The organism is Paraburkholderia hiiakae (genome assembly GCF_904848665.1).
In the GTDB taxonomy this organism is placed as follows: Bacteria; Pseudomonadota; Gammaproteobacteria; order Burkholderiales; family Burkholderiaceae; genus Paraburkholderia; species Paraburkholderia hiiakae.
Map to the genome: position 1 here is coordinate 1 of NZ_CAJHCQ010000064.1, position 544 is coordinate 544.

At 57.0% G+C, this 544-nt stretch carries 1 protein-coding gene; it reads left to right on the forward strand.

Translation table 11 applies throughout. From position 1 onward, the window contains the following. Positions 1 to 144 precede the first annotated feature (144 nt). Positions 145 to 544 (forward strand): MFS transporter (locus tag JMY28_RS38840; RefSeq protein ID WP_201701154.1); only part of this gene is annotated, 400 nt, incomplete at its 3' end.

Consider the following 544-nt stretch of genomic DNA (forward strand, 5'->3'; position numbering starts at 1 on the left):
GAAAATACCCCATTTTTCTGGCGTACAACGCGCGCAGGAGCGGCGACGCGACGCTGTTGCGGCTCACGTCTCCGTGTCCTCGAAAAATATTCCGTCTTCACGATGCCCCGCAATCTATCCGCAGTAACCTTGCGTTCTCGCCGCATGCTCGAGATCGTTGCCGCCACATCCCTGGTCGGCTGCCTCGAAATCTTCGATTTCACTGTCTTTGGGCTCTTTGCGGGCTGGATTGGCGATCAGTTTTTTCCTTCTGCGGTTCCGATGCTGTCCTTGTTGATGGCAGTCGGCACGTTCGGGGTTGGTTTTTTATTCCGACCTCTCGGCGCGATGGTTATCGGCGCTTACGCAGATCGGATGGGACGCAGGGCCGCCTTGACCTTGACGATCTGGATGATGGCCGCGAGCGTGACAACGATAGCCCTTTGCCCGCCGTATCGAACAATTGGAATTGCGGCGCCGATGCTGATTCTCATCAGCCGTTTGTTACAGGGACTGGCTGCGGGCGGTGAAATCGGTGCAGGCGCTGCTTACTTGATGGAAGCAG